19 protein-coding genes are annotated in these 19926 nt (G+C 63.5%); 14 read left to right on the top strand and 5 right to left on the bottom strand.

The features are described 5' to 3' along the window. Positions 1 to 28: 28 nt before the first annotated feature. Genes mobB through ASD07_RS25270 form a run of 5 tightly spaced genes read right to left on the bottom strand, consistent with a single transcriptional unit; the run spans position 29 to position 3679 of the window. Positions 29 to 550, bottom strand: coding sequence for a molybdopterin-guanine dinucleotide biosynthesis protein B (gene mobB / locus ASD07_RS25290; protein ID WP_055936933.1), 522 nt, complete (start codon positions 548 to 550; stop codon positions 29 to 31). Then, positions 547 to 1320, bottom strand: coding sequence for a general secretion pathway protein GspB (locus ASD07_RS25285; RefSeq protein WP_055936930.1), 774 nt, complete (start codon positions 1318 to 1320; stop codon positions 547 to 549). Before ASD07_RS25285 ends, mobB begins: the two co-directional genes overlap by 4 nt. Before the next feature lies 1 nt (position 1321). Continuing rightward, positions 1322 to 3010 carry an ExeA family protein gene (locus ASD07_RS25280; protein ID WP_055936927.1) on the bottom strand — a complete coding sequence of 563 codons (1689 nt, stop codon included), beginning with the start codon at positions 3008 to 3010 and terminating at the stop codon, positions 1322 to 1324. A 9-nt stretch (positions 3011 to 3019) separates the two neighbouring features. Continuing rightward, positions 3020 to 3493 carry a hypothetical protein gene (locus ASD07_RS25275; protein WP_055936924.1) on the bottom strand — a complete coding sequence of 158 codons (474 nt, stop codon included), beginning with the start codon at positions 3491 to 3493 and terminating at the stop codon, positions 3020 to 3022. Next, positions 3494 to 3679, bottom strand: a complete 186-nt coding sequence (locus ASD07_RS25270; protein WP_055936922.1) for a hypothetical protein — start codon at positions 3677 to 3679, stop codon at positions 3494 to 3496. It lies immediately after the preceding gene. Positions 3680 to 3872: 193 nt separating this feature from the next. Between ASD07_RS25270 and ASD07_RS25265 the strand changes: the two genes are divergently transcribed. The 14 genes from ASD07_RS25265 to ASD07_RS25200 all read left to right on the top strand — a co-directional run bounded on the left by ASD07_RS25265 (position 3873) and on the right by ASD07_RS25200 (position 19871). After that, a complete protein-coding gene (locus tag ASD07_RS25265; RefSeq protein ID WP_055936918.1) occupies positions 3873 to 5237 on the top strand; it encodes a GIN domain-containing protein in 1365 nt (454 codons plus the stop codon). Between the two features lie 285 nt (positions 5238 to 5522). Beyond that, the gene (locus ASD07_RS25260; RefSeq protein WP_055936915.1) at positions 5523 to 6392 is read left to right on the top strand and encodes a BadF/BadG/BcrA/BcrD ATPase family protein; all 870 of its coding nucleotides are present in this window, start codon (positions 5523 to 5525) and stop codon (positions 6390 to 6392) included. Between the two features lie 60 nt (positions 6393 to 6452). Then, a complete protein-coding gene (locus ASD07_RS25255; RefSeq protein WP_055937541.1) occupies positions 6453 to 7130 on the top strand; it encodes a GntR family transcriptional regulator in 678 nt (225 codons plus the stop codon). Next, positions 7127 to 8239, top strand: coding sequence for an N-acetylglucosamine-6-phosphate deacetylase (nagA, locus tag ASD07_RS25250; protein WP_055936913.1), 1113 nt, complete (start codon positions 7127 to 7129; stop codon positions 8237 to 8239). Before ASD07_RS25255 ends, nagA begins: the two co-directional genes overlap by 4 nt. Continuing rightward, the gene (locus tag ASD07_RS25245; protein ID WP_055936910.1) at positions 8229 to 9242 is read left to right on the top strand and encodes an SIS domain-containing protein; all 1014 of its coding nucleotides are present in this window, start codon (positions 8229 to 8231) and stop codon (positions 9240 to 9242) included. The genes nagA and ASD07_RS25245 overlap by 11 nt, the downstream gene beginning before the upstream one ends. 29 nt (positions 9243 to 9271) lie before the next feature. Then, positions 9272 to 10561: an ABC transporter substrate-binding protein gene (locus ASD07_RS25240; RefSeq protein WP_055936907.1), complete on the top strand. Its 1290-nt coding sequence runs from the start codon at positions 9272 to 9274 to the stop codon at positions 10559 to 10561. Further along, positions 10558 to 11397 (top strand): carbohydrate ABC transporter permease, encoded by an 840-nt coding sequence (locus tag ASD07_RS25235; protein ID WP_055936904.1) that lies wholly within the window; start codon positions 10558 to 10560, stop codon positions 11395 to 11397. Before ASD07_RS25240 ends, ASD07_RS25235 begins: the two co-directional genes overlap by 4 nt. Beyond that, the gene (locus ASD07_RS25230; RefSeq protein ID WP_055936901.1) at positions 11394 to 12197 is read left to right on the top strand and encodes a carbohydrate ABC transporter permease; all 804 of its coding nucleotides are present in this window, start codon (positions 11394 to 11396) and stop codon (positions 12195 to 12197) included. The genes ASD07_RS25235 and ASD07_RS25230 overlap by 4 nt, the downstream gene beginning before the upstream one ends. Beyond that, positions 12194 to 13681: a glycoside hydrolase family 3 protein gene (locus ASD07_RS25225; protein ID WP_055936898.1), complete on the top strand. Its 1488-nt coding sequence runs from the start codon at positions 12194 to 12196 to the stop codon at positions 13679 to 13681. Before ASD07_RS25230 ends, ASD07_RS25225 begins: the two co-directional genes overlap by 4 nt. Before the next feature lie 16 nt (positions 13682 to 13697). Beyond that, the gene (locus ASD07_RS25220; RefSeq protein WP_055936895.1) at positions 13698 to 14987 is read left to right on the top strand and encodes an MFS transporter; all 1290 of its coding nucleotides are present in this window, start codon (positions 13698 to 13700) and stop codon (positions 14985 to 14987) included. 3 nt (positions 14988 to 14990) lie between these two features. Then, the gene (locus ASD07_RS25215; RefSeq protein WP_055936892.1) at positions 14991 to 16088 is read left to right on the top strand and encodes an ABC transporter ATP-binding protein; all 1098 of its coding nucleotides are present in this window, start codon (positions 14991 to 14993) and stop codon (positions 16086 to 16088) included. Positions 16089 to 16183: 95 nt separating this feature from the next. Next, positions 16184 to 17479 carry a M48 family metallopeptidase gene (locus ASD07_RS25210; RefSeq protein WP_055936889.1) on the top strand — a complete coding sequence of 432 codons (1296 nt, stop codon included), beginning with the start codon at positions 16184 to 16186 and terminating at the stop codon, positions 17477 to 17479. Positions 17480 to 17643: 164 nt separating this feature from the next. Next, complete coding sequence (locus ASD07_RS25205; RefSeq protein ID WP_055936886.1) at positions 17644 to 19338, top strand: PoNe immunity protein domain-containing protein; 1695 nt, start codon at positions 17644 to 17646, stop codon at positions 19336 to 19338. A gap of 14 nt (positions 19339 to 19352) precedes the next feature. Next, positions 19353 to 19871, top strand: a complete 519-nt coding sequence (locus tag ASD07_RS25200) for a hypothetical protein (protein ID WP_055936882.1) — start codon at positions 19353 to 19355, stop codon at positions 19869 to 19871. Positions 19872 to 19926: the final 55 nt, after the last annotated feature.

Raw genomic sequence — 19926 nt, 5'->3', positions numbered from 1 at the left:
CTAATTTACGGACAGCTTTGGGCAAACTTTAGGCTTGGCGCGGGATTTTTTTAATCAGCCAGGCCAGCACGCTGTCTGGACGATTCAGGTCGAGCCATTGCAGGCGCGGTGGCAGGCCTTCCGGGGCGGGCTGGTCGGAAGCGACGGCGACAATGGTGTGATCGTCCAGGTAACGCGGCGGCTGGCCGGCGAGGGGGCGATAGACTTCAAGCTTGTCGATTTGCCATGCATGGAAGCCTTCGACCAGGGTCAGGTCGGCGGGTTGCAGGCGCGCCAACTGTTCGTCGGCTCCCGGTTCGTCGGCCCCGCGCAGTTCGTGGATGATGGCGAAACGATATGGCGAGGCGATCATCACTTCGGCCGCGCCGGCGTGGCGGAAGCGGGCGCTGTCTTTCCCTGGCGGCTCGAGCTCGAAGTCGTGGTGGCTGTGCTTGATGACGTTGACTTTCCAGCCGCGTGCGGCCAGCTCGGTGACCAGGTATTCGATCAGGGTGGTTTTACCGCTGCCCGAGGGGCCGGTAACGCCAACGACGTTCTGCTTGCCGCTCATAACGGCACCCGGTAGCGGTAGCCGCGGAAGCTGAAGACTGCCTGCTTGGGCTGGAGTTTATCCAGGATCAGGCCGGGGGCGACTTCTTCGCCTTCCCGGCGCAGGACTTTGTCGATCAGCAGCAGGCGATCGGCGGGGTTCTTCGAATACATGTAGCCACCAAGGGTGATTTGCGGGATGGCGCGCTGGATTGGCTCGGGGAGCTCGCGCAGGGATTGCACTTGTTCTTCTAGCGGGGCCGGTGCCGGGGCCGTTGCGCGGGCTGGCGCAGGGGCTGTTGCGGGAGCCGGCGCAGCAGCTACGCTTGCCCCGCGCGGCGCGCTTCCAGCTTGCTTGGTGGCGGCTGGCGCAGCGGCGTGCGGCGCGGCGCGGGTGTCGGCGACGCGCTGGCTGGCTGCTTGCTGGACGGCCGGGGTCGCGGCCTGTTGTGCAATGCCAGTGTCAATGGGTGGGGGCGCGGCAGCGACAGGGGCGGCGGGCGCTGAAACTGGTGGCTGCGCAGGGGCGACGATGGCTGCGGCAGTTGCCGCGGGGGCAGCTGCGACGGCGGCTGGCGGCTGGTTGGCTGCCGGCTGCTGGCGCACCAGCATGATGGCGAGGCCGGCGATGGCGGCGGCCATCAGTGCCATTGCTGCGATCACTGGCACGCGCCTGCTGCGCGCGCCCTGCCCTGCCGATACGCTGGCCAGCGCGGGTGCATGGATGGTCGGGGTGCTGCCGATCTGGCGTTCGGCCTGCGCCTTTTTCAGTGCTTCGAGAATGTAGGACATATTATTTACCCGCCTCGGCCAACAGGTGCGGCTCGGTCTCCCTGCCCGGCTGCGACAGGCGGATGAAAGTTCTTGGTCCCGCCACGCCGTCGGCCTTCAAGCCTTGGGCAAGCTGGAACTCGCGCAAGTATCGCAAAGTTTCACCGGATAGTGGCTGGTTTTCTCGCGGTTTCTTGACCCCGTTCACCTGCGCCAGGCGACGCGCCAGCCAGTCGACGTCCGGCCCCTTGTCACCTTCGCTGACTTCCTCGCGCCAGGAGCGCGGCACACGCCAGAACGTGGTGAAGGAACCGTCGAAACGGGCATCCAATGCGTCGAGCGGGACCTTTTCGCTGCCGCGTGTGCCCACCAGCGTGGCGCTCTTGTCGTCGAGGGCAGTCAGCAGGACGTTGCGCGGCACCGCCTGGCCGTCGCGCAGCTTGATGATGACGGGACGGTCAAGCTTGCGGATTTCCTCCAGGCCGCCCTTGGTTTGCATGCAGCGCAGGTTGCGCTTGGCCGCTTCGGCACAGCCCTCTCCTTCGGGCAACGCCACCTCCCACTTTTCAGCCAGCTGGATCAAGGCGGCATCCATCGTCAGCCAGGCCGGCGCAGCGGCTTGCGCGGCTGTGGGCATGGCCGGCGCGGCGGCTGCTTGCGGCGCTGCGCTGGCCATGGTTTGGGGCGCAGCAGCCGCACTCGCTGCAGGCGCGGCAGCAGCTTGCGAAATCCGCCCGGTCGCTTGCGCGCTACGGGCAGCCGCGGGCGGCGCGGCGGCAAGCCCGCTGGCGGCTGGCGTCCGCACGGCTGGCATCATCTGCCACGCGGCGGCGGCCGTCAGCGCGGCGCCGGTCAATACGCCGGCGGCAGCCACGCGCCATGCGCGCGACTTGATGGGCGCGCTCTCGCCCGCAAACACTTCCTGCGCCGCGCGGCGCAGGATGGTGGCATTCACTTGCGCGCGATTTTCAACGTAAGTGCCAAGCAGCGCGCGGTCGCACAACAGGTTGATCCTGCGCGGTACGCCTTTGCTCAATTGGTGGATGCGGCGCAGCAGCCCGCGCGGGAACAGTTCCACCGCGCCAGCGCCAGCCACCGCCAGCCGGTGCTGGATGTAGCTGCCGACTTCCGCTTCGGACAATGGCCCCAGGTGGTAGCGCGCAATCACGCGCTGCGCCAGCTGTTCGAGTTCAGGCCGCGCCAGCATCTGGCGCAGTTCCGGCTGGCCGATCAGGATGATCTGCAGCAGCTTGCGCTCGCTGGTTTCCAGGTTGGTCAGGAGGCGCAGCTGTTCCAGCACATCGGCTGACAGGTTCTGCGCCTCGTCGATGACCAGCACATTATTATGGCCGGCCGCGTGGGATTCCAGCAGGTAGCTGTTGACCGCATCCACATACGATTTGACGCTGGCCCCCTCCGGCGCCACGCCGAATTCATCGCATACCGACTGCAGCAGTTCTTCCACCGTCAGCTTGGGATTGAAGATATAGGCCAGGCGGCAATCGGCCGGAATCTGCTCCATGAAGCAGCGGCAGACGGTGGTCTTGCCGGCACCGATTTCGCCGGTCAGCAGCACGAAGCCGCCGCCGCTGCCCACGCCATACAGGAGGTGCGCCAATGCTTCGCGGTGCCGTTCGCTCATGAACAGGTATCGCGGGTCGGGGGCAATCGAAAACGGCTGCTGTTTGAGGTTGAAGTATTGCGTGTACATGGTCGGCGCTTAGCGCAGCGCGGGCGGCAGTTGCTTGAATTTGGCGCAGTATATCTTGGAGCGCGTGTTGAAATAGACGATGCGGCTGCCTGGCTTGGACTCCCGCACCGGATAGCGCGAGGTGTCGATTTTCGCATAGGCTTGGCCATCCTGGCGAAGGATGGCCTTTTCCAGCTCCTCCGGCGTAGTATCGGTCACGGCGCCGACAAAGCTGTAGGGGAAGCTCTCGTCGCTGATGATCACCTCCAGCACGGGAAAGCCCCACAGGATCGCGTCATTGGTTCGGAACCAGTAGGCCCCGCCCTCGCGCTTGTAGGGGCGCCCGAAGTACTGGCTGAGGTAGTCGAAAAAGTAACGGTTGGAGGTCTGGTCGCGGCACAGCAAGCCGTTGCCGAGCACGTCGCCGAAGTGGGAAGGCGGCGCTGCCTGCGCCGCGAGACTGGCAGCCAGCAGGCCCGCCGCCGTAAGGAAGCGCCGCATCATTCAGAGCTTCTGCATCCAGGCGCGGTTGGCACTGATCTTGGCCTTGGCCGCGGGAGGCAACGCTTCGTAGCAGCCAGGGTATTGCTTCAGGGAACCTTCGCGGACTTCCTTCTGCAAACCATTGATCAGGAACACGTATACCGTTCCACCCTGGTCGGTCTTTTTGGTCCCTAAGTACTTGATCATAAGTGTCTCTCCTGACGAGCATTATGACATTTCAAGGCGAAATCACAACTTTTTGGCCGGTACCGTGTGCATTTCAGTAGCGGAAAAATGCAGTTGGCGCCTCGTTTTTGCGCGTCTGTCTTTTTCCGCCGCGGCGGCAAGGCCAATTCGCATATCGTTGCAGCATCACCAATCCTGAACAGTGACAATCAAAATGAATAAGCTGATCACCTACGGCGCCGCTGTTTCCCTGATCGCGCTGGGCGTCACGGCCCTGCATGCGAGCCCTCCGGACAGCGAAAAGAAGGCTGATTACACCCCGACCAGGGAAAACCGGCCGGTGGCGGCGTTCTCGCGCATAGAAGTTGACGGCCCTTATAAGGTGCTGATCAACGCCCAGGGCGCGCCGGCGGTGGAAGTCAGCGGCCCGAAACGCCAGGTTGAGCAGCTTGAAACCGTGGTCCAGGGCGATACCCTGCACGTGCGGCCGCTGCGCCGCAACCACTGGGTGTTCAGCTTTGGCAAGCAGCGCGAGCCTGTGATCGTAAAAATCAGCACCAGCGGCCTGAAAGCCCTGAGCAACAGCGGCAGCGGCGACGTGGAACTGGAACGCGTGGAGGGCAGCGACTTGAAACTGATCTCCACCGGACCGGGCGACTTCAGTGCCTCCGGCAGCGCCACCGAATTGACCGTCAAAGCCAGCGGCAGCGGCGACATGCACCTGCACCGCATGCGTACCGCCAACTTCAACCTGGTGATGACCGGTCCTGGCGACGTCAGCGCACCGGCCATTACCGGCGACCTGAACGCGGTCTTGTCCGGCTCGGGCGACCTGGAGGCGGGCGATGTGCGTGCCAACAAGGTGAATGCCGTGCTGAGCGGTCCCGGCTCGGTGGAATTGCGTGGCAGCAGCCGCGATATCCGCGTCGAGATTTCCGGCTCGGGCGACCTGGAAGCCTGCAGCCTGCAGGTGGAAAACGTCAGCGCCATGCTGAATGGACCGGGCGGCGCCTGCCTGAACGGCCAGATCAAGAAGTTCGACGCCGAAGTGCATGGTTCCGGCGACCTGGAAGCGCGCGGACTGCAAACCCAGAATACCCGCGTCAGCCTGAGCGGTCCCGGCGGCATGAACCTGTCCGGCAGCAGCGAAACCCTGAGCGCCGATGTCAGCGGCTCCGGCGACCTGGACGCCAAGCAGCTCAAGGTGGCCAAGGCCATCGCCCGCAGCAAAGGGCCCGGCAATATCTACCTGAGCAAGGTAAGCGATTCGCTGGATGCCGACGTACGCGGCTCGGGCGAGCTGCATGCCGAACCGGAATGCAAGGACGTCAAAGTCACCATGAGCGGTCCAGGCGGCGTGCAATTGCGCGGCTGGACCAGCACCCTGAATGCGCAGGTGACCGGCTCCGGCAGCCTGGATGCGCGCGACATGCTGGCCAAACAGGCCGAAGTCAATGTACGCGGCCCGGGCAACGCCACGGTCAACGTGGAAGGCAAGGTCGCAGCACAGGGCCAGCAACTGATCTCCGACAAACAGCGTGTGGTGACGGTCGACCGTCGCGGCGCCCACGCTGAATGATTGACGACATCGCTGCTGACGCCTGAGGCGCCGGCAGCGATTAGCTTTTTCTCCCTATTGCCCGGCCACGTGCCGGGCTTTTTTTCGTCTCTATTGCAACTTTGGCACCACAGTCCATACCAAAGTGCATACCATTCCAGCCAGCGCAATTTCACATACAAATCAACGACTTGTCTTTGCATATCGACGTTTACCCGCAGACCTAAACAATACCAGTTAAATACCTGTTGACAAGCTGGTGTGCTCCTCATATAGTCGCCACAGTTCTTTTCAACCCTTGAAAAAATGATCGAATTCCTGATAGGCGTCGATGGCGGCGGCAGCGGTACACGGGTACGCCTGGCGCGTGCCAACGGGCAGTTGCTGGGCGAAGGCCAGGCCGGTCCATCCGCCCTGCTGCACGGTATTAAGAATGCGTGGGCCGCCGTTGAGGAAGCCACTGCGCGCGCCTTCGAAGCGGCCGGCCTGGCGCAACCGGCGCGCGAGCACATCGCGATTGGCCTGGGCCTGGCCGGGGTGCACAACAAACAATGGGCCGCCAATTTCGTGGCCGCCAATCCTGGTTATGCCGCCGTGGCCCTGGAAACCGATGCCTTTACCACCGTGCTTGGTGCGCACGAAGGCCAGCCGGGCGCCATCATCGCGCTGGGCACCGGCAGCGTGGGCGAGATTCTGCATGCCGATGGCTCGCGCCATGAAGTGGGCGGCTGGGGCTTCCCATCCGGCGATGAAGCCGGCGGCGCCTGGATCGGCATGAAGGCGATCAACCATGTGCAGCAGGTTACCGATGGCCGCGTGCCCGGCAGCGCCTTCTCCCAGGCAGTGGCCGATGCTTGCGGCGGCAGCCGTGACCGCATCCAGGTCTGGCTGGCCAATGCCAACCAGACCGCCTTTGCGCAACTGGCGCGCGTCGTCCTGCAGTTTGCTGGCAGCGATGCGACCGCGCACGGCATCCTGTCCGCGGCAGGCCAGCAAGTGGCGCTCATCGCGCATGGCCTGGACCCGAGCGGCACCTTGCCGATCGCGCTGTGCGGCGGGCTCGGTGAACCGCTGCGCGCTTTCCTGCCGCCTGCCCTGTTGCAGCGGATTGTTCCACCCAGGGGCGATTCGGCCGCGGGTGGCCTGCGCCTGATCCAACAACATTTGAAGGAGTAGCCCGTGCTATCCCAGTTGAGCGATTTCCGGCCTGACGCCGACAGCGACACCCCTCTGTACATGCAGTTGGCTAACAAGCTGTCCGATGGCATAGCGAGTGGCGACTGGCGCGCCAACGAAGCGCTGCCGTCCGAGCGCGTGCTGTCGGAAATACTCAATATCTCGCGGGTGACTGCGCGCAAGGCGATCGACATGCTGTGCGCGCGCGGCATGCTGACGCGCCGCCGCGGTTCCGGGACTTACATCACGCCCAAGCTGGAACAGCCGCTGTCGCGCCTGACCAGTTTTTCGGAAGAACTGCGCCAGCGCGGCTTTACTGCGGGCTCGCGCTGGCTGCAGCGCGAAATCGGCATTGCGGCGCCGCTCGAGCTGTTGTCGCTCGGCCTGTCGCCGAACATGCCGGTGGCACGCCTGAAGCGCCTGCGCACGGCCGATGACGTGGTGATGGCGATCGAGACTTCGACCATTCCAGCCATGTACATGCCCGACCCGGGCACGGTGCACGGCTCCCTGTACGGCTACCTGGAAGCCGGCGGCAATGTGCCGATGCGCGCGCTGCAGCACATCCGCGCCATCAACGCCAATGCCGAGCAAGCCCGCCTGGCCAATATCGCTCCCGGCACCGCCATGCTGCACATCACGCGCGTGAGCTACCTGGAGAGCGGCGCAGCGGTAGAACTTACCCACTCCTACTGCCGGAGTGACTATTATGAATTTGTAGCGGAGTCGCGTCGATGAACCAGGCAATCAAAGGTAATATCCTGACACCGTCCGGCTGGCTGAACGGAACCATTTCCTTCGGCGAGCGGATCGAGGACGTCGCGGGCAGCGGCAGCGACCCGAAATCAAACAGCGACGACTACATCCTGCCCGGCTTCATCGACCTGCACGTGCACGGCGGCGCCGGCAAGGATGTGATGGAAGGCGGCGACGCGGTGCATGCGATTGCCGCGATCCACGCGCGCCACGGCACCACCTCGATGCTGGCCACCACCATGACCGCGCCGCCGGAGGATATCGACGTGGCGCTGGCCGCCATCGGCAAGGCGGTGCGCCAGCGCGGCAAAGGCGAAGCCCGCGTGCTGGGCGCCCACCTGGAAGGCCCGTATATCAATAGCGGCAAGCTGGGTGCGCAGCCGAACTTTGCGCGCGCCGCCACGATCGAAGAAGTGCATCGCCTGGAAAAGCTGGCGCCGATGCGCGTGATCACCGTGGCGCCGGAGATTTCCGGCCACCTGGAACTGGTGCGCGACCTGGCTGGCCACGGCGTGCGCGTGCAGATCGGCCACACGCTGGGCTCCTATGAAGAAGGCGTGGCAGCACTGGACCATGGCGCCACCGGCTTCACCCATTTGTTCAACGCGATGAGCGGGCTGCACCACCGCGAGCCCGGCATGGTCGGCGCCGCATTGGCGCATGCCGAATTTGCCGAACTGATTCCCGATCTGCTGCACGTGCACCCGGGCGCAATCAAGGGCGCGCTGCGCGCCATCCCGCGCCTGTACTGCGTGACCGATTCCACCGCTGCCACCGGCATGCCGGATGGCGAGTACATGCTGGGCCGCCACATCGTGCATAAATGCATGGGCGGTGTGCGCCTGCCCGACGGCACCCTGGCCGGTTCCACGCTGACGCTCGACCAGGCCCTGCGCAACCTGGTCGGGCTGGGCCTGGACCTGGCCGACGCCTCCAAACGAGTTTCCACCCATGCAGCCGATTACCTCGGCCTGCAGGACCGCGGCCGCCTGGCACGCGGTGCGTATGCCGACCTGGTCGTAATGGACCGGGACTTGAAACTGAAAGCCGTTTATATCGAAGGAGAACGTTGTGACCTCAATGATGCTTAAAGAAGCCCTGTCTGCCGCCGACTGCGTGGAACAGCAGTTGGCGAACGACACCGACCGCTACGCGGAACTGGGCCGCAAACTGAGGAGCACTCCGTTCAACTCCGCGTTGACCGTGGCCCGCGGCAGCTCGGACCATGCCTGCAACTACATCGCTTACCTGATCATGTCGCGCCTGGGACGGGTGGTGGCTTCGCTGCCGATGTCGCTGGTAACGCTGCACAAGTCGCCGCTGATTACGCGTGACACCCTGGTGGTGTCGGTCTCCCAGTCCGGCCAGAGCCCGGACGTGGTGGAGCCGATCCGCTACTTCCGCGGCGGCGGCGCCACCACCGTGGCGCTGGTCAACGATGCCGATTCGCCGCTGGCGCATAGCGCCGAATGGGCAATGCCGCTGCGTGCCGGCAAAGAGCAAAGCGTGGCTGCGACCAAGAGCTTCATCACTTCCCTGGTCGCCGGCGCGCGCATGGTCGCGCATTGGCAGAACGATCCTGAACTGCTGCAGGGCCTGGCGGCCCTGCCCGAAGCGCTGCGCGCAGCCTGCAACGTGGACTGGACGGCGGCCATTGAAGTGCTGGCGCCGGCCCGCAACATCATGGTGGTTGGCCGCGGCATCAGCTTCCCGGTTGCGCTGGAAGCCTCGCTGAAATTCAAGGAGACTTCGGCCCTGCAGGCGGAAGCCTTCTCCGGCGCCGAGATCAAGCACGGCCCGATGGCGCTGATTGAAGAAGGCTATCCGCTGCTGATTTTCGCAACGCGCGGCCCGACCCAGGCCGGCTTGCTGGCACTGGCGGAGGAGATGCGCGGCCGCGGGGCGCGCGTGCTGCTGGCGGCGCCGGAAGACGTGGCAACGCGCGACCTGACCTTGCCTGTGGCGGCAACACCGGATCTTGATCCGATCGTCGCGATCCAGGCCTTCTACGTGATGGCGGCCAAGCTGTCCGCAGCGCGCGGCCTGGACCCGGATCGTCCGCGTCACCTGAACAAAGTCACCAAAACCCATTGATCCACTGAGATTCCAGCGCGCGGCCATCGATGAAGAACAGTCTCCTGCTTGCTGCATTGATGGCCGTTGCCGGCGCCGCGCTCGCGACGCCGGCGCAGCGCATCGAGTTCTGGACCTTCAGCATGAAGCCGCGCTTCACGCCTTATTTCGAGGACGTAGTGAAGCGCTACGAAGCGGCCAACCCTGGCGTCAAGCTAGAATGGGTCGACTTCCCCTGGGATATTATCCAGACCAAGCTGGTGACACGCATCGTGGCTGGCAAGCCGCCGGCGCTGGTCAACCTGAATGTGCCATGGGCCGAAGAGTTCGCGCGCGACGGGCTGCTGACGCCTGTCGATGCGATGCTCGGCGGCGAACGTCCGCGCTACCTGGCCAGCGCATTGCAGGACCTCTCCTTCGGCGGCAAGACTTACGGCTTCCCGATGTACAGCAATGTCGCTGTGATTGCCTACAACCGCGACATCTTCCGTGCGGCAGGCATTGCTCGGGCGCCGCGCAACCTCGATGAACAGCTCGCTTTCGCGCGCCAGATCGCCCAGCGCACCGGCAAGGCGGGGCTATGCCCTGCCCTCGCAAAAGTCGATGGCTTGATGCTGCAGCAAGGCTTGCCGGTGCTGGCTGGCGGCCGCGCGGTGTTCAACTCCCCTGCGCACGTCGCCTTTGTGCGCAAGCTGGCCGAGACGTATCGCGCGGGCGGCCTGCTGAAAGACGGCCTGTTTGCGGAGGATAACTTCCCGCCTGCAGTGGAAGCTTACAAGAGCGGACGCCTTGGGATGCTGCTGGCGCCGCCGACGGCATTGAAGCGCATCCAGGCCGATGCGCACGAGGTGTATGCGATTACCGATGTGGCGCCCGCACCGCTGGGGCCGACCGGGATTGCCGATGGCGGCTGGCTGATCCACTTCGGCGTACCGGCGCGCGTGCCGGCCGGGGATTTGCCGGGCATCGGCAAGTTCGCACGCTTTCTGACCAGCGACGCGAACCAGCTGGAATTCGCCCGGCAGGCCAGCGTATTTCCCGCTTCGGCGCAGGCTGCCAATGATCCCTTCTTCACCGTGGTGCCGCCCAATGCCGGCGCGGCAGAGAAAGCCGTCGCCGCCGGTGCCGTGTCCATGCCCTACTCGCGCACCATGTACGTGGCCGGCATCGAAGACTACGACGAACTGCGCCGCGCGCTGGTAAAAGCCGTGGAAGCCGGCGTCACCGGCCGCCAAGACATCCAGCAAGCGCTGGACACCGCCGTCGCTATCTGGAACCGCAAATTGTCCACCCCGGGGTCAGGAACGAAAGTGGACATTTCGCGGGGGAATGCGCGATGAGGCGCTCGATTGCGGCTTGGCTGTTTTTGGCGCCGGCGCTGGTGCTGCTGGCGGTTTTTGCGTTCTGGCCGGTGCTGTTTGGGTCGGTGCTGGCGTTCACCGACTTTTCGCTGGTGCGTCCCACCCATTGGGTCGGCTTCGACAACTTCCGCTACATCTTCAACAACGAGATGTTCGTCACCGGCCTGAAAAATTCGCTGTTGTTCCTGCTGATCGTCCCCTGCGTGCAGCTCGGCGCAATGGCGCTGGCGGTGATGGTTAACAACCAGCTCCCCGGCATCAAGCTGTTCCGCGCCGCTTATTACGTGCCGGTGGTGACGACCGTCTCCGTGGTCGGCATCATGTGGGGCTTCATGTTCCACGAACAGGGCGCGCTGAATTACATCCTCGGCACCAACATCGGCTGGCTTCAGGATGATACCTTTGCACTGGCCGCGATCATGTTCGTCACACTGTGGCGTGGCCTGGGCTGGTATATGGTGATGTACCTGGCCGCGCTGCAATCGGTGCCGCAGGAAATGCAGGAAGCCGCCATCCTCGACGGCGCTTCGCGCTGGCAGCGCTTCTGGCATATCACCGTGCCGATGCTGCGCCCCACCATCATGGTCTGCACCATCCTGTCCGTGCTGGGCGCGCTCAAAGCCTACCAGGAGGTCGACGTGCTGACCCAGGGCGGCCCGATGAATTCCACCTTCACCGCCCTGTACTACGCCTACGACCAGGGCCTGAAGCACCTGAAGCTGCCGCGCGCCCTGGCTGCGAGCTTCATCGTCTCGCTGATCTGCATCGGCATCGCCCTGCTTTTCCTGCGCTACCTGAAGCCAAAGCACCGATGAAAAAGACCGCACAATACCTTCTGCTGGCCGCCATCGCGCTGCTCTGCATATTCCCGTTCTGGTGGACGCTGGTCACGGCGCTGTCGACTGAGGGCAATATTTTCTCGTACCCGCCGACCTTCTGGCCGAAGCAGCCATCGCTGGAAAACTTCGCGGAGGTATTCCGCGTGATCCCGATCTGGTCTTTCCTGAAAAACTCCATCCTGATCACCGCCTTTACCGTACTGTGGAAACTGGTGCTCTGCTCCATGGCCGCCTATCCTCTGGCGCGCCTGCATTTCAAAGGCAAGAAACTGGTCTTCGGGCTGATCGTCGCGACCATGGTGCTGCCGTCCGAAGTCAACTTCCTGGTCAACTTCATCACGGTGACCGAACTGGGGCTAGTCGACACCTACTCCGGCGTGATCCTGCCGAACGTGGTGAACGCGGTCGCCATCCTGCTGCTGAAGCAAGCGTTCGAGGAAGTGCCGCAGGACCTGGTCGATGCCGCCCGCGTCGACGGCGCCTCCGAATGGACCATCTTCACGAAAATCATGCTGCCGTTGGTCGCACCATGGCTGGCGACCGTCGGCATCCTGACCGCCGTCGAAGCCTGGAACGAGTACATCTGGCCTTCGATCGTGATGAGCAAGCCGGACGAATTCCCGCTGTCGGTGGGCGTGCTGTATTTGCGCGGCACCTTCGGCAGCAGCACGCGCGTCATAGCGGCAGGTACCATCATCACTATTGTGCCGACACTGGCGGCATTCCTTTTCACCCAACGTTACTTCATGCGCGGCATGGACGGAGCAGTTAAATGAGCACACAAGAATTACGAAAAATCGCGGGACAACTGATCATGATCCGCTTCCCCGGCACAGTGCTGGAGCCGGCGACGGCAGACTTCATCCGCGCCAACGGCATCCGCGGCGTGTGCCTGTTCCGCGGGAATATGACCGACTCCGCGCAGCTGGCCAAGCTGACCGCCGACCTGCGAGACGCCATGGGCCCGAATTCCCTGATCGCCATCGACCAGGAAGGCGGCGCCGTGGTGCGCTCGACCTGGGTCCCTGCGCCGCCAGCGGCGATGGGCCTGGGCGCCGCCGACGATACCGACCTGGCCTACCGTACCGGCGCCGCCGTGGCGCGCGCCGCCAAGTCGCTTGGTTTCAACTGGAACTTCGCGCCCGTGCTGGACTTGAACAACAATCCGAACAACCCGGTGATCGCCGAACGCTCCTTCGGCGCCGAACCGCAGCGCGCGGTGGAACTGGCCATGGCCTGGATGGCCGGCAGCCATGCCGAGGGCGTAGCCTGCTGCGTCAAGCATTTCCCCGGCCACGGCGACACCCACGTCGATTCGCACCGCGACCTGCCGACCGTCGACAAAGCGCTGCCCGAACTGGACCTGCTGGAACTGGCGCCGTTCCGCGCCGCCGCGCCGGTGGCGCCAGCCATGATGACCGCCCACATCGTCTACCCGGCAATCGACCCTGACAATCCGGCCACCATGTCGCCCGCCATCCTGGACGGCATCCTGCGCAAGCAATGGAACTACAAGGGCATCATCATCACCGATGGCATGGACATGCATGCCATCGCCGGCCGCTACGGCGTGGGCAATGCTGCCGTGCGCGCCCTGCTGGCCGGCGCCGACATGGTGATGGCGCTCGGCACCACGGAAACCCAGGATGAAACCCTGGACGCCATTGCGGCCGCTTTGGCCGACGGCTCCCTGCCGCAAGGCGCCGTGGAGGAACGCCTGGCGCGCCTGAACGCCCTGGCGCAAGCCTACCCTTGCCAGCAGCGCTCCTATAAAGAAGATGCCGCCGACCGCGCGATCATGGCCGAAGGCTGGCGCCGTGCGCTGACGGCGCGCGGCAACCCACAGCGCCCGGCAGCGGACAGCAGGCTGCGCCTGGTGGTGCGGCAGGACGTGGTGAGCGACGGCGTGTCCGAAGCGGGCGTACCGGCAGCCGGCGTGGCCGCCTCGCTGGGCAAGCTGTACGACGTGGAACTGCTCACCTTCGCCGACGCCAACACTTTCGACTGGTCCTCGCTGCCGCAGGATGGCCGCTTTACCGTGCTGGCCTCCACTTCCCGCCTGCGCTACGGCGACAACGCCCGCAACAACTGGAAGCCGGACCTGCATCTCGCGCTGTGGAATCCCTACCAGGCGCTGGACATCCAGTCCCCCGCCCTGATGACCTACGGCTTTGCCGCGCCCGCGCTGGAAGCCATCAACGCCTGGCTGTCGGGCGAACTCGAAGCCACCGGGCGCTGCCCGGTTCCCGGCTTTGCTTGAAGCTTAAGGAGACAAGATGGACGCCGCACGCAACAACCCGCTGAAGTGGATTCCCACGCTATACCTGGCGCAGGGCCTGCCCTACTTCGCCATTGCCCTCGTCTTCGGGCAGATGATGAAGAGCATGAATATGTCGAACGCGGAGATCAGCCACTGGCTGGCCTTCCTCGGCGGCGCCTGGATTTTCAAGCCATTGTGGAGTCCTTTCCTGGAACTGGCGTCCAGCAAGAAGCTGGTGGTGGTCAGCTTGCAGCTGTTCGGCGGCGTGTGCCTTGGCATGGTGGCATTGGCATTGCAGTTCCCGTTCTGGCTCAGCGCCAGCATCGGCGTGCTGTTCCTGGTGTCGATTGCCTCGGCTACGCACGATATCTCCTGCGACGGCCTGTACATCGCCAGCTTGAACAAGAAGGCCCAGGCACAGTATGCCGGCTGGACCGGCACCTTCTTCAACGCCGGGCGCTTCCTGGCGCAGGGCGGCTTGCTGATGCTGGCCGGTTACCTGGAAAAGACCCAGGGCGTCACTTCCGCCTGGACCGTCATCTTCGGCATCCTCGGCCTGACCATGTGCGCGCTGGGCGCCTACAACTTCTGGGCGCTGCCGCTCAGCCCCAACGCACGCATGGACGACCATACCGTGGCGGGCGTAGCGCGCACGCTGAAGGAAGTGATCCTCGACTACTTCCGCAAACCGGGCATCTGGGTTTCGATCCTGTTCATCATCCTGTTCCGCGCCGGCGAGGCCCAGGTGCAGACCATCGGCCCGCTGTTCCTGCGCGAAGCACGCGAAGCGGGCGGACTTGGCCTGAGCACGACCGAAGTGGGCGCCGTGTACGGCACCAGCGGCACTATCGCCTTCATCATCGGCTCCATTGCCGGCGGCTACTTCACTTCCTGGCTCAGCCTGCGCCGCGCCATCCTGTTCCTGATCCTGGCGGTGAACCTGCCCAACCTGGTGTTCTATTACCTGTCGCATGCGCTGCCGACCGACCTGACCCTGATCGGCGTGGCGCTCAGCGTCGAGATGTTCGGCTACGGCTTCGGTTTCGTCGGCGTGATCCTGTACATGATGCAGGTGGTGGCGCCGGGACGCTACACCACCGCCCATTACGCCTTCTCCACCGGCGTGATGCAGCTTGGCTTCGTGCTGTTCCGCTGGATCAGCGGCGACATCCAGATGGCGCTGGGCTACAAGAACTTCTTCCTATGGGTGCTGGTGGCCGCGATCCCGGTCACTATCCTGTCGCAGTTCATCCCGATGGAGTCGCGCGAACAGGCCAGTGGCGAAGCCGTGCCCGAGGCAGCCTGACCCATGGCGTCGGTCTCGCTGCGCAACATCGCCAAGCGCTATGGCGACAATACCCCGGTAATCCAGGGCATCGACCTGGATATCGCGGATGGTGAATTCACCGTGTTCGTCGGCCCGTCCGGCTGCGGCAAATCGACGCTATTGCGCATGATCGCGGGGCTGGAAGAGATCAGCGGCGGGCAGCTGCACATCGGCGGCCGGATCGCCAACAACGTGCCGCCGGCGCAGCGTGGACTGGCGATGGTGTTCCAGTCCTATGCGCTCTATCCGCACATGACGGTCTATGAAAACATGGCTTTCGGCCTGAAGCTGGGCGGCATGCCGGCCGCCGAGGTGCGCGCGGCGGTTGAACGGGCGGCCGTCACGCTGCAGATCGGTCACCTGCTCAATCGCAAGCCGAAGGAGCTGTCCGGCGGCCAGCGCCAGCGCGTGGCGATCGGCCGCGCCATCGTGCGCAAACCGCAGCTATTCCTGTTCGACGAACCGCTGTCCAACCTGGATGCCGGGCTGCGCGTGCAAATGCGTTTGGAAATCGGCCGCCTGCACAAGGAACTTGGCACCACCACCATCTACGTGACGCACGACCAAGTGGAAGCCATGACGCTTGGCCAGCGCATCGTGGTGTTCAACGGTGGCAAGGTGGAACAGGCCGGCACGCCGCAGGAGCTGTATAACAGGCCGGCCAACCTGTTCGTGGCCGGCTTCCTGGGCGCGCCGCGCATGAACTTCATCCCGGCTGAAGTGATCGCCCTTGGCGCCACCCATGTCGCGGTACTGCTGCCGGGCGGCGCCATCGTCGAAGTGGCAGCCCTGCCCGGCGACATCGAGCGCGGCAGCCGCGTCACGCTTGGCGTGCGTCCGGAGCACCTGCAATTGCGCGAAGAAGCTTACAATGCCGCCGCTGTAGCGATCAGCCATGTGGAGTACCTTGGCGATCAATCGATTGTTTACGCTGCCTTGCCCGGCATGCAAGAGGCGCTGGCGGTGAAACTGGCGCAGGATTGCCCCGTTCCCGCCTCCGGTGCGCCGGCCTCGCTATTCCTGCCGCCGGAGCGCTGCATGCTGTTTGCGGCCGATGGCGCGGCTTTCTGCCGGCCCTGAGAAATCGTTACAATTGGCTACTTCAGAAAAGCGGTCCCATGACAAAATTATGGGAGAATAGACGTTTGCCTCAATCACAAGAAGGATCACACACCATGACCCAACATCGTTTCGCACGTATCGGCCTGCTGCTGGCAGCCATCGGCCTGGGCGCAGTCCCGGCGCTGGTCCAGACCGCCCACGCGCAAGACAAACAGGCTGCCGCCAGTGCTCCACAAGAGACCGTGCGCAAAGAAATGGTCAAATTCCTGGACGGTAAAGTCCTGAGCCCCCTGCTGGATGCCAAGAACTATGGCGAAGTGAACGCCTTGCTGGACCAGGCAGATGCAATGCCGAACAAGACCCCTTACGAACAGTACGTCATCAACCGCATGCGCCTGGCCACTGCCCTGGGCGCTGGCAACAAGCCGAAGCTGATCGAAATGCTGGAGTACGTGCTGGCGTCCGGCCGCCTCGACAAACCTGAGCAAGCCAAGTTCACCCAGGCGCTGGCCGGCTACTACCAGGAACAGAAGAACTACCCGAAGACCATTGAAAACCTGCAGAAGTACGGCGAACTGTCCGGCGACCCGAAAGTGGCGCGCCAGATCATGGCGATCCGCTTCGAATCGGGCGACCACAAGGGTGTGCAAACCGACCTGCTGAAGAAGCTGAACGACAGCATCAAGGCCAACCAGCCAATGACCCGCGAAGAGCTGCACATGCTGGCCGACGCATCGCACCGCCTGAAAGACAAGGGCACCTACCTGACCGCGCTGGAAGGCCTGGTACGCTGGCATCCGCGTGACCGCTACTGGTCGGACATGCTGTACCGCACCCGCGGCAAGGAAAACTACTCCACCCGCTTCTCGGCTGACATCATCCGCCTGCAGAAAGTGGCCACCACCAAGATGGAAGAGCAGGATTACCTGGAACTGGCCGAAGTCGACCAGCTGGAAGGCCAGTTCATCGAAGGCAAGGCAGCACTGGACGCCGGTATCGCCAACGGTGCCATCACCCAGAACGCCAAAGTCAAGAAGCTGAAGGCTGACCTGGACCGCCAGGCCGCGGACGACATGAAGAACATCGCCTCCACTGAATCTTCGGCCCGCAAAGGCAAGAACGGTACCGGCATGGTCAACCTGGGCTACGCTTTCGTCACTATGGGCCAGTACGACAAGGGCATCCAGCTGATCCAGGACGGTATCGCCAAGGGCGGCCTGAAAAATGCGGAAGACGCCAAGCTGCGCCTGGGCTACTCCTACGCAATGGCCGGCAAGAAGGAGGAAGCCATCAAGATCCTGGAAACCGTGCAAGGCGCCGACGGCCGTGCCGACCTGGCCCGCTACTGGATCCTGTGGGTCAACCGTCCATACCCGGCGACTGCTGGCGACGACGAAAAGCAAGGCTAAGCAAAACGCCTGAGCGTCTAAGCGATACAACAAAGCGGGAATGGCTTTCGGGCCCTTCCCGCTTTTTTTCGCACGCTACCCCCGATTCAATTGAATCGCTCTTGCCGTTCGCGAAATTCTAGGCTGTAATGGCGGTCCGCACCGTTACTGAAAGAGCAACACCCATGCACGCCCCGCTGTCAGAAAGCGACTTTCAACAGTCCCTGCGCGACCCCCTGCTTAGGTATTACGGCTACGAAGAGAATTTCCTGGACCAGCTTGAGACCTTCGAGCATGTGCGGGAACGCCTGCAGCAAGCGCCGGACATGATCTCGGCGATCCCCCTGTACAACCTGATGAACACCACCAAGCGCCTGGCGACCGATGCCAGCGCGTTCCTTGTCAACTGCTACAGCGGTGGGCACGACATCGTTCAACTGCAAGCTTTCTATGACCGTGCGGTCGAATACTGGGAAACCTACGCCCACTACAACAAAGCCTATAACGACAGCAACGATCGCGAGACGCCGTGGCCGCACGTGGCCCTGGCCGGGCCGGAATACCACCAGGCATTGACCATGGTTTGCCTCGGCATCCTGCTAGGCAAACAGGATGTGCTGCATCGCCTGGTGCCCCTGATCGATTACCTCAATGAAAAGCGCGATGCGCTGGTCGAGCGCCTGCTCAGCTGTTGCGTCGAAGGCCGCGATCCGGCGGTCAGCATCTGCCGCCGCAACCTGCCTTACTCCAAAGCGCTGCCGATCTTTGCCGCCCAGCCTTCCGAGCGGCCCGCCCTGATGGCGCAATACCTCGCAGAATGGTACGAGGCCAGCCGCCGGGAGAACTACTATGACCTGCACAAATCGGGCTATCAGTTCGTCGGCTATTGGTCGTGGGAAGCCGCCGCCATCACCCTGGTGCTGGGCATCGACGATGCGAGCTATCGCCACCTGCCCTACTACCCGACGGACATGGCCGCCTTCGCACGCCAGGCCAATGCCGGCAGGATGCCAGCCTACGTAGCGCCGGCTATCGAAGAAAGCGCCGAGCTGGCGCCGCCAGAAAGCATCAGCGAACTGGCCGAATACTGGCGGCACAAAAAGCTGTCGCCAGCCGATTTCGAACAGCGGCGCCGTTCCAGCCGCATGCGCTATGGCAGCTACGAAGAAAACCTGGTGCTCTTCACCGACAAGGTCTGTTACGACTGCGCCGACCAGGACCAGTATGACGGGGCGCACTGGCTGGCATGGGAATCCGTGAACCACCTGCGCAACAGCTACAGCGCCGGCCATGCACTGGAGGACCTCAATACTTTTTTTCCGCTGGCTCTCAGCTTTTGGGAAAACTACGCGCGCTTCCTGGCGCCATTTACACCGTCGGAGGACGACGAGGACGAGGACTGCTACAAGCATTGGCTGGACCTGCAAGACGATGACTATCACACCGGCCTGTCGCTGGTGTGCTTCGCCATCCTGCTAGGCCACCAGGACAAGCTGGCGCGCATCATGCCGATACTCGACTACGGCAACCGCCGCCGCGACGCGCTGCTGGAGCACCTGGTTGCACCGTTCGTGGCGGGCCGAGAATCCCCGCCAAAGAAATGCACGCGCGGCAAGCCCTATTCGCAAACCCTGCCAATTTTTGTCGCGGCGCCTGAGAAGCGCCCCGCCCTGATGGCCGAATACCTGCAGGCCTGGTATGACATGAGCGAGGACGAGCCCTACTTCGGTACCAACCGCAAGGGCTTCCAATTCTTCGGCTACTGGTCCTTCGAAGCCGCCGCCATCAGCGTGCTGCTCGGCATCGACGACACTTCCTACCGCCACGATCACTTCTACCCGCGCGAGCTGGCCGACTTCGCACGCTCACGCACCGCATAAACCGGAGATCCACTTTGAAAGCCCCATTCCTTGGCGCGCTGCTGCTCGCCATTGGCCTGCCGCTGCACGCGCAACAAGCCATCACCCCGCAACGCGACATCACCAGCATTTCGGCGAACGGCATCGAGCTGAAAATGCTGTACACGGATATCGACAGGGGCAATCACACCCTGCGCACAATCACCTTCTTCCGCTCCAACGACAAAGGTCCCGCAGAGCAGATCCCTTTTGAGGTCAACGAAAAGTTCATACCGACGCTCCAGCTGAATGCGGGCGCCGACTGCGCCATCAGCGATTTTCGCGCTTTCAAGTCCAAGGCCGGCCTGCGTGTGATCTATGCCGAGCGCGAAGGCATGTGGGCGGACGACCGCCGCGTGACTTTTACGGTCATGGAACTGAAAGCAAATGACGACCAGGAATCGGTCGATGCGCCGGCCCTGTCCTTCCGCCAGGTCAACAAGTTCACCAGCCAGCGCAAATTCTGCGACGTCAACCAGGCGCTGGATGCGGAAGCCGCACGCTTGAAGAAATGACTTTCATTTTGCAAGTATAGCGATTCAATTGAATCTCTCTTGCTTCAAAAGAACT

The organism is Duganella sp. Root336D2, assembly GCF_001425005.1.
Lineage (GTDB): Bacteria > Pseudomonadota > Gammaproteobacteria > Burkholderiales > Burkholderiaceae_D > Rugamonas.
Note: the sequence above shows the minus strand (reverse complement) of the source record. Positions and strands in the feature narration are given on the sequence as shown.